At 44.1% G+C, this 10,146-nt stretch carries 7 protein-coding genes; 5 read left to right on the forward strand and 2 right to left on the reverse strand.

Annotated elements, in window-relative coordinates; all coding sequences use genetic code 11:
• Positions 1–44 precede the first annotated feature (44 nt).
• A complete protein-coding gene (torS, locus tag R7P67_RS05265) occupies positions 45–3,008 on the reverse strand; it encodes a TMAO reductase system sensor histidine kinase/response regulator TorS (protein WP_262596030.1) in 2,964 nt (987 codons plus the stop codon).
• 43 nt (positions 3,009–3,051) lie between these two features.
• Here torS and torT point away from each other — a divergent pair, with 43 nt between their 5' ends.
• Both torT and R7P67_RS05275 read left to right on the forward strand, forming a co-directional pair.
• On the forward strand, positions 3,052–4,101 hold the full coding sequence (gene torT, locus R7P67_RS05270) for a TMAO reductase system periplasmic protein TorT (protein ID WP_081051359.1): 1,050 nt from the start codon (positions 3,052–3,054) through the stop codon (positions 4,099–4,101).
• A gap of 64 nt (positions 4,102–4,165) precedes the next feature.
• On the forward strand, positions 4,166–4,621 hold the full coding sequence (locus R7P67_RS05275) for a methylglyoxal synthase (RefSeq protein WP_005376571.1): 456 nt from the start codon (positions 4,166–4,168) through the stop codon (positions 4,619–4,621).
• A gap of 77 nt (positions 4,622–4,698) precedes the next feature.
• Here R7P67_RS05275 and helD read toward each other — a convergent pair whose 3' ends face one another.
• Complete coding sequence (gene helD, locus R7P67_RS05280; RefSeq protein WP_005376572.1) at positions 4,699–6,768, reverse strand: DNA helicase IV; 2,070 nt, start codon at positions 6,766–6,768, stop codon at positions 4,699–4,701.
• Between the two features lie 324 nt (positions 6,769–7,092).
• On the opposite strand from helD, the gene yccS reads away from it, so the two are divergent.
• The 3 genes from yccS (at position 7,093) to R7P67_RS05295 (ending at position 10,049) form a co-directional block, all read left to right on the forward strand.
• Positions 7,093–9,246: a YccS family putative transporter gene (yccS, locus tag R7P67_RS05285; protein ID WP_005376573.1), complete on the forward strand. Its 2,154-nt coding sequence runs from the start codon at positions 7,093–7,095 to the stop codon at positions 9,244–9,246.
• 189 nt (positions 9,247–9,435) lie between these two features.
• Entirely contained in the window at positions 9,436–9,666 is a 231-nt protein-coding gene (locus R7P67_RS05290; RefSeq protein ID WP_005376575.1) for a hypothetical protein, read from the forward strand.
• Positions 9,667–9,746: 80 nt separating this feature from the next.
• Positions 9,747–10,049: a hypothetical protein gene (locus R7P67_RS05295; RefSeq protein ID WP_167416081.1), complete on the forward strand. Its 303-nt coding sequence runs from the start codon at positions 9,747–9,749 to the stop codon at positions 10,047–10,049.
• The last annotated feature ends 97 nt before the right edge of the window (positions 10,050–10,146 follow it).

Genomic DNA, 10,146 nt, shown 5'->3' on the forward strand with positions numbered 1-10,146 from the left:
CCTCCGGAAAGCCGGAGGTTTTTTTATTTTCAATGCTCGATGGATTACTTCGCCATTAACTCATCCAGAGCTTGAATTGATGCAGACACTTGAGAAACTAAATCATCTTTAGTCGCATTATAGGTATCTAGAGGTTGAGGCGCGGCTTCAATTGCTTGGCAAGCGTTCATTAATGCAGTTAGTCCTAAACTTCCCGCGCTGCCCTTTAATTTATGGGCAAGGTTCTTTACTTCTTTACTATCATTGTCCTCAGCAGACGCTTGCAGTTTGCTTAATACATCAGTGCTGGTGGATCTAAACAGATTAATAATGTGCAACATCTTATCTCTGCCCAAGATTTTCATATCGGACTCAATCACGCTCGGATTAATGATAACCACATCGGGTTCCTTTTTTTGGGGCGCTTGAACGACCTTTGATTGTAGCTCTTGTTCTTGAGGCGAAATTTGATCAAACGGGGTACAGTCGGCATTTTGTGGCAACAACAACGGCTTTCCGTCTAGCGCATCCTGAATCAATGCCGCGAGTGCCTCTTTTGCCAATGGCTTAGGCAAGTATCCGTCAAAACCAGCGGCTAGATAGCGCTCAACTTCTTCCGCAAAAACGTGCGCAGACACTGCAATCATTGGCGTGACGGCAAGCGCTTTATTGGCCGGCTTATCACACTCAATCCGCTTTAAGCGTTGGATCAACTCAGTTCCATCACAATCAGGGAGGTTGATGTCGACTAAAGCGATATCAAAATCCTGTGTGCTGATCAGTTGCTCTGCTTGTGAGCCGTTTTCCGCCATCACGACTTGATGCCCCATGCTTTCTAGAAAACCTTCCGCGACCACTCGGTTGACTTCATTATCTTCTACCAGGAAGACCTTTGCTTTCACTTTGCAACGTGCGGTTGCCACGGTTCCTGTTTCAACAGGTTCGCTTTCCTCTAACGGAATAGAGAACCAGAATCGGCTACCATTTCCCTCTTCGGAATCGACTTCTAAAACACCGCCCATCGCTTCAATGATTCGCTTACTGATGGCAAGTCCAAGCCCCGTACCTCCAGTTTGGCTCATCCCACCTTCAGCTTGCGTGAAGGCATCAAACAACGTTCTCTGGTATTTTTTGGCAATTCCTATTCCAGTGTCTGATACTTCAAACAGGACTTGCGACTCGTCCTCAGGGTTCAGGCTAACGTAGATATCAATTTCTCCTTCGTCAGTGAACTTAATCGCGTTACCAACAAGATTGTTCAGCACCTGACTGATTCTGGTGACATCCCCTTTCCAGTAGCGACTAACATCACTTTCAATATGGTAGGAGAACAGCAGCTTCTTCTCTTGTGCTCGACTGTTCATTAACTGGAAAGTGTCCTCCACCATTTGGTGTAAATCGAAGCCCATGTGACGAATTTCTAAATGCCCCGCTTCAATCTTGGAGTAATCCAGTACATCATTAAGGATCGCGAGCAACGTTTTACCACTACGATTAATGATTTCCGCATAGCGTTTTTGAATTGGGTTGAGGCCTGAGTCAATCAGCAAGCGTGCTGTCCCCAACACTCCGTTCATTGGCGTTCTTATCTCATGGCTCATCGTCGCCAAGAAAGCCGATTTTGCTCGGCTCGCTTGCTCTGCTTGCTTGCGAGCTTTAGCGTGATTCAAAACCTCTTCATTCAAACGGCGGTTTGCTTGTTTTAACTGCGAAGTGCGCTGCTCAACGAGCTCTTCTAAATGCTCTTTATGCTCCTCAAGCTCTCGCTTGGCTTGAGCTTCACCCTCTGCTACCACTTTTAGTGCTTGCGCGGTATTACGAGCCGTGATGATGGCCTGCCCCATATGCGCCAACTCATCTTTGCCTTTCACTTCCAACTCAACCGCTAAGTTACCCTGTGCCACAGACAGCAACGCAGCGGAATATTCCGCTAACCGCTTCACAACAGAAAGGTACACCACACGCCATAAAATCAGCACCAATACAATCAAACCAACAATTGAAATAACGGTTAGAGACCACTGAGCGAATTTCAATGTGCTGGTCAATTGGTCTACAGCGACGGTAGTGGTTTTGTTTGAATCATCAACCAATTTGTTGACCGTGCCATTAAGCTCTGAGAACAACTCTAATGTCTTTTGCATCAGCTGTTGTGACTGTTCGTTATTCTCGTATTGCTGCATCAGTATAGAAAATACGACCTGACGCTTACCAAGCTCTATGAGCAGTTGGCTCATTTGCTTAGAGCGCGTAGGATCTTCCACAGCGAGTACACGGCGTTGCATGATTTTGAGGTTGCTATCGAAATCACTTTGAACCTGTTGAATTCGCTCAATATTCGTTAATGTCCGAGCCTCTTCAATCTGATTCAACATTTTAAAGGCCAACAAGTGCAGTTCATGCAATCGCTCAGTCAGATCAAGATCGACCTCCACCAGTGCATCTAGCGCCTGATAAACTTGCGATTTTTTATTCGATTCTAATAAGTCATAAATATGCGTGACGTTAGCAACAGCAATGGTGCTTGTATTCTGAACTTGCGTACGAGTTAGTTGTTCTAGCTCTTCACTGAGCAGACGCATTTCTTCAACACGAGTATCTATCTCTTTTGCAAGCCACAGCTTTTTTTCAACCGAAACACCGAGTTCTGCCAAATTGTCGATAACGTTCTGGACGTTATTCTCTAAAGCTTCTAACAATTGAGAATCGAACGACTCACTCCCGAGTTCCTTGATGTGAGTGAGTAAAGACTCGAGCTGTTCGAACAGCACTCGCCCTGACTCCTTTCTTTCCTGCTCGTTTCTTGCGTTCGACAACATTTGTACAGACGAAATAATACGAGTACTCAACTCAGAGACTTGCCTCGCCTCAATCATGGCGGGAATCGCAGAATCCACGACATTTCTTTCGGTTTTGGCAACCAAAGAAAATCCAGACACACCAATAAGTGCCGATAACATGACCAGTATTGCCATCGCAATGAAAGACAACAAAAGTTTACGACCGATGCTTGCAGTTGCTAGCAGCATATTTTCATGACCTTAATGTTCGTGTTCAGCGACATATTACGTTATATTTTGCAGTGTTTACTTAATCTATGCCAACGAACTTCATTTCATGGTTAAAAATCAACACGCATTTCGCACATTTTTCAAACATTCTGCAGCTACTTTAACCCTCGTTGCTTCTTTGCCAGCGGTTGCCGCAGAGAAAATATGTGCAATATACCCTCACCTAAAGGATTCATACTGGTTGTCAGTAAACTATGGAATGGTGTCCGAAGCGAAAAGAGAAGGTGTCGAGCTACGAGTTCTTGAAGCGGGCGGCTACCCAAACAAAACCCGTCAAGAACAACAACTCGCACTGTGTAACCAATGGGGAGCAGATGCAGTTATCCTTGGGACCGTGGACCCACAGGCTTACGAGCATTCACTTAAAAATTGGGTAGGGAATACTCCCGTTTTTGCTACTGTGAACCAACTCGACTTGGATGAAGAACAAAGTGAGTTGCTAAAAGGGACTGTCGGTGTTGACTGGCATTGGATGGGATACGAAGCGGGTCAATATTTGGCAGCTCGCCATCCAAAGGGGTCAGGAAAAACCAACATTGCCTTACTTTTGGGGCCGCGAACTCGTGGTGGTACGAAACCCGTTACTGCCGGATTCTATGAAGCGATACAAGGAAGTGATATCAACATTGTTGACTCATTTTGGGCAGACAACGACAAGGAGTTACAACGTAACCTAGTTCAACGTGTGATCGATATGGGAAATATAGATTACATTGTTGGCAGTGCAGTGGCGATTGAAGCGGCCATCAGTGAGCTGCGCAGTGCCGGCAAAGCTGAGGAGATCGGTCTAGTTTCTGTGTACTTAAGTCATGGTGTATATCGAGGCCTGTTACGTAACAAAGTGCTCTTCGCACCAACAGATAAAATGGTGCAGCAAGGTCGGCTTTCCATGATGCAAGCAACGCATTACTTAAGAGGTAAAACGTATGACAAACATGCCTCACCAACCATCAAACCACTGACTCCGAAGACGCTTCATGACGACACGATCGAAGAATCGTTATCTCCGTCAGAATATAGGCCGACATTCCGTGTTAAGGCTGTTGATTGAAAGACCAAAAACGTGTTCTATTGAGTCACAACAATTTTAAAATCATACAAACGGAAACATCTTGATGCAAAAAACCATTCGTACCATGCCAACCCATAAACATGTGGCTTTGGTTGCTCACGACAACTGCAAACCTGAGCTACTTCGCTGGGTAAAAGAAAACAAAGAAAAGCTACAGAGTCACTTCCTTTACGCAACTGGCACGACAGGACACATGCTAAGTAAAGAAACTGGACTTGCGATCAAGAGCATGATCAGTGGTCCGATGGGCGGTGATCAACAACTAGGCGCTCTTATTTCAGAAGGCAAAATCGACGTTCTCGTTTTCTTTTGGGATCCACTGAATGCCGTACCTCACGACCCAGACGTTAAAGCGCTTCTTCGTATTGCTAGTGTTTGGAATATTCCTGTAGCAACGAACCGAGCCACCGCTAAGTTCCTGTTTAACTCCCCTCTTCTTGAGCAAGAAGTAGACATCGAAGTGCCGGATTACGAAGCCTATCTTGCTGAGCGCATGTAAGCTTTGATGCTAACCAAATAAAGCAAAGGCGATACCAAGTATCGCCTTTACTGTTTTTAACATTCTAAACGTTGCATTTAACGAGAAGTCACGATGGGATAGTCACCATTAACGAGCTCTTGAACGAATGCAGATCCCGCACCAGTATGCGTAATCCAAACCTTCTCTTTCGCACGTGTAATCGCCACGTAAAATAGCCTGCGCTCTTCTGCGTAAGGGAATTTGTCTTTGGACTCCGTCAACGCACCATCAATGTGAATTTGCTTCTTCTTAGCGGGGAATTGCCCCTCATCCACAGAAAGAATAATCACAAAGTCAGCTTCGCGTCCTTTACTCGCATGGCAAGTCATAAAGCGAATATCGAGATTAGGGAAACGTCGCAACCAATCGTCGAACAAATCGGGCTTATGATAATGGTTACGTCCTAGCAATAAAACTGACTTGGTTTGCTTGGCTTGTTGATTCAAGTGGTCCAAGATCTTTTCCACTTGATTGCTCGGCGCGGTATGTACGCTCTTCTGCTTGCGTTGTTTGTGGCTGTTTAATGTTTTCGGCAACTGCGATGGGTTTTGCTGCACGAATGTATTCGCTACATCACCAATCTGATTGTTGAAACGATAAGTTGTATCTAAGTGATGGACGGTTGAGTGAGCAAAGCGTTCTTTAAAACCAGTGATAAGATCGACATCCGCTCCTGCAAACTGATAGATCGCTTGCCAATCGTCGCCAACAGCAAATAACGTGGCACCTGCTTGTTTCTGAGTGGATTCACACAGTGCTTCAATCAATGCCAGACGATCTGGAGAGATATCTTGATACTCATCGACCATAATAAAGCGCCATGGCGAGACAAACTTCCCTTTATTCACATAATCTGTCGCACGACTGATCATGGTTGGGAAATCCACTTGGTTGCTTTCTTTAAGCATTTTCTGCCACGCTGTAAAACATGGCCAGCATAAGGCGAGTTCACTATTTAAACGCGTATAGTCTTGGTGGTTTACGAGCTTTTCTTGTACTTGCTTTTTGGTCAAGCCCACCGCCGCTAAATGAGACAGCTGCGAATCTAGCCAAGCGATCAGTTTTGGATTTTCTGAATGGCTTCCTAACTCATCATCCCCTTTTAGGTACGCAATCGGCCATTTGTCTAAATGTTTTTGCCAACGTTTAAAGTTGGTGGGTGTCATCCAATGTTTTTTCAACCAGTCTACACACCATGCTGTTCGTTGATTTTCGTCCAACGCTAAAGGACTAATTTCGACAGGTTGCTGTTCGACTTGTTTAAGAATATACAAACCCAACTGATGGAATGTGTTGACGCGCACACCGTCTGCCGCCATGCCCACTTTATCTACTAAGCGTTCTTTCATTTCAGTCGCCGCATCACGACCGAACGCTAACATGAGAAGCTCTTCTGCTTGAGCCTGATGGCTTTGCAACAAATAGGCAACTCGTGCGGTTAAAACGCTGGTTTTGCCCGAGCCGGCACCAGCAAGAACTAAGTTGTGGTCGTCGTTGAGTAATACCGCATATTGCTGGGATAAATTCAAAGGAGAGGATTCAATTTGATTAAACAGCACTTCCCAATTTGGACGTTCTGCTTCTAGCCAATCGCGATTACGCTCACCAAGCGCCTCAGAGGTATCAATGAGCCAAGGCTCTATTTGCGACATACGATTCGGCATTCGCATTTTGGCTTCTTCTAGGGTGGTTTTCATCTCGCTTAACTCTTGGTTAAGACTTTCAACCCAGGAGACCACTTGAGAATGCGATAAGTAAGCAGGCAAGTGCTTTAGTTTGTAAAGCTCTTCTTCCCACTTAGGTAGATACTCAGCCAGTTTTCGGCACTGAGTGTTGTGCCACTCTTGATATTGACGAACGGCCTCAAGCGCGAACTTTCGGCATTGTGGCCACGGTAAACCTTGGACTAGCCAGCTTTGTTGTTTGCCTTCGTGTTCATGAGCAAAAAACTGTAAAGAGCTCCATAATAACCCACGCTTTACGCTAACTTTGCCATTCCAGATCGTAAAAGGAATATGTTCTTCACTGCCTATCGAGCTTAATAAAACACTGTTCTCTTTTATTTCGACGTGATGGTACTCATTTTGAATAAAAAACTGTGCTTTGCTAGTGGCAGTAAGCTGCATGAAACGTGCGCCTTTTAGTTTAGAAGTTGTCGATTTATATCATTTTAAGGCGCTAAATTGTAGCAACGGCGAGCACCTAAGTAAGCTTCTTCTTCTATTCTTTAATAAAATTCACATTACTGTCGATTTAATAACCTAAAGCTGAGGTTATTTGAAGCTGGCTTTACAATCCTCAATACATGACCTGGCAGTTTTAATATAAGTCGATGACATCCCTGCTGATTTTATCAGCAACCACGAATTTTTCTTAAAGTAAATCATAAACGCGCTATAGTGGGTCTGGTAGTATTCCCCCTGTTCTTCATCGGAAACATAAGGCGCATTGTGCAAGCAACTTCTAAATTTCGGCTATATTGGGCAAACAAGACGATAAATTACAGCGTTCTTATCCTCATTACCTTACTGGGTGTGGTTATCCCAACTTGGTACTTCGAGCAAAACACGCTGATAACGCCATTAATATTAGGCGTTATTGCTGCTGCTTTGGCTGAAAGTGATGACAGTTTCACTGGACGCATCAAGGCTCTGATTCTCACCTTTCTCTGTTTTGCGCTTGCTGCTTTTTCAATTGAAATCTTGTTCGATACCCCTTGGGCTTTTGCGTTGGGATTATTTATCTCAACCTTCGGCTTCATCATTCTTGGGGCGATAGGTCCTAAGTACGCGAGTATTGCTTTTGGTTCGTTGCTGATCGCTATTTATACTATGCTTGGCGCACATGAAAGCACCAACATTTGGTTTCAGCCACTACTGCTTTTAACTGGTGCCGCCTGGTATTACTTCATGTCCATGATTTGGCAGATATTTTGGCCCCTTCAACCGGTGCAACAAAGCCTAGCCAATGTGTTCTTCCAAATGGCGAATTATCTTGATGCGAAAGCCAAGCTTTTTCACCCTGTGACCAACTTGACGCCACAACCGCTGCGGATTGAAGCTGCAAAATGCAATGCTGCCACGGTTACGGCACTAAACGCTTGTAAAACCACATTACTTAACCGATCGAAACGGGGTCACATTGATGGGCCTAGTGACCGATTTTTAAATATTTATTTCATCGCTCAAGACATTCACGAACGCGTCAGTTCTAGCCATTATCGCTATCAGGATTTAGCGACCGAATTTGAACGTTCTGATGTGCTGTTTCGTTTTAAATATCTTTTGGAGTCTCAAGCCCAAGCGTGTCGTGATATTGCACTAGCCATTCAGCTAGGAAATGAATACTCCCATACCGATCAATCTATTCTGGCATTAGCTGAAGTACAAAACTCTCTTGCTTATCTAGAAGAACAAAAGCAAGGGCACTGGAAACGTCTGCTGATGCAGTTAACATATTTATTCAATAACTTAGCGACGGTAGAAAAACAACTTAATAACATTAACAACCCAGATGTTGAAGGCCTCGAAGAAGATACCCTCGCCGATACCAACCCACACACGCTAAAAGCGATGTGGCAGCGTATATCAGCAAATTTACACAAAGATTCGATGCTGTTTCGGCATGCATTACGTATGTCAATTGCCTTAACGATTGGCTATGGAATCATTCAAATATTCAACATCGACCGAGGTTACTGGATACTCTTAACCACTTTATTCGTATGCCAACCGAACTACAGTGCCACTCGCCAAAAATTGACGGCGCGAGTAATAGGTACATTAGCTGGTTTGTTGATTGGTGTACCATTGCTGACTTTTTTCCCTTCTCAAGAAAGCCAGTTAGTATTTATCGTTATCTCTGGTGTGATGTTTTTCGCCTTCCGGATGAACAACTATGGGTACGCGACTGGTTTTATTACACTGCTCGTCCTCTTCTTATTTAATCAACTAGGTGAAGGTTACGCAGTTGTCCTTCCTCGACTAGCAGATACCCTCATCGGGTGTGTGCTTGCAGTAGGAGCTGTATTAGTTATTTTGCCCGACTGGCAGTCGAGAAGGCTTCACAAAGTTATGTCGGATGCGATAGAGGCGAACAAGCAGTATCTCGATCAGATCATTGGTCAGTATAGAATCGGCAAGAAAGACAATTTGAGTTACCGTATCGCTCGCCGCCAGGCCCACAATAATGATGCCTCACTCTCTTCTGCGATTAGTACGATGCTGGCGGAGCCTGGCAAATATCGCGCAGCTGTTGATGAAAGTTTTCGCTTCCTAACGTTAAATCACGCAATGTTGAACTATATTTCTGCATTAGGCGCGCACAGAACTCGCATCGAAGATGAGTCAATTCATAAACTCGTTTTAGATGCTCACCGTTGTATTCATCAGCATCTGGATGTACTTCATAAACAGCTTCACCAGCATTGTGAGGAGTGTGACCTATCTAACATTGATGATGCTGGACTCGAGCAACGCTTAAACGAATGGCGCGATGAAGACGACAGCTCTGCCCGCATGGTATTGCAGCAACTTCATCTTATCTATCGCATGCTCCCAGAGCTTCATTCACTTGCTAGTAAGTTTGCCGTCAGGGTAAGTTAGTAACATTCAAACCATATGTAAGAGGGAAGCGCTATATCGCTTCCCTTTTTCTTTTTACGTTTCCATCTACCCCAAAGTGGGTAATTATGTACCTTCTTAGGAAAAATCTGACGTATCACTTAACACACCTTGACAATATTCGGACAAAAAGCAATCGATCAAATTCTAATCTATTTTGGTTGAATAAATATGTTGTATCCAAAGGATGAAGAATTTCGGGCAACGACGGATAAACCGAATCACGACGAAGGTATTGAGATGAACGCACAACAATTTAATGAACTTAAGCAAAAGCTCAGTGATTTAACGGCAAGTCAGTTAAAGTCATTACAAGGTGAGATCAGCGTGAAACTAAATAAAGCGCAAAAACCGGTTCTATCTGGTGAAGAAAGAGAAATGCTTGCCAAACTGTTTGCCTAATCAAGTCATTGATATAAAACACTTGAACGTTTTATAAACTCCACCTATGCTCTCACTATCATAATGTTGGGAGTAGTGATATGCCTGTATCGGGAATTCAATCTGGACACCACATCGTTCAGATGTCACAACAAATGGCCGAGAAAGCTGCACATGGCATTAGCAATAATGTAAGTAAGGTAAAAGAAGAGCTTTCTGATCACAACATCGATTTAGCTGCGGTTGCGGATGTCGCAATAACAGCCTCAACACCTAGCCTTCCCTCTCAAAAAGTTGAATCTCTCATCAACCTAGCACAAGCCGCTGGTTATAACCGAGTTGGCGCGTCTGTCATAGAGAAAAACAATGAAATCATTGGCAGCTTGCTAGACACCCACGTTTAGGCGATTTAACGTCAAATTATCGCTATTTTAATTTCCAACTATCAGTATAACGTCGTAACAAGATAACCCCTTTGCTTCGCTCTTTCTTTCTATTTCG

The organism is Vibrio sp. Vb0937 (genome assembly GCF_033338855.1).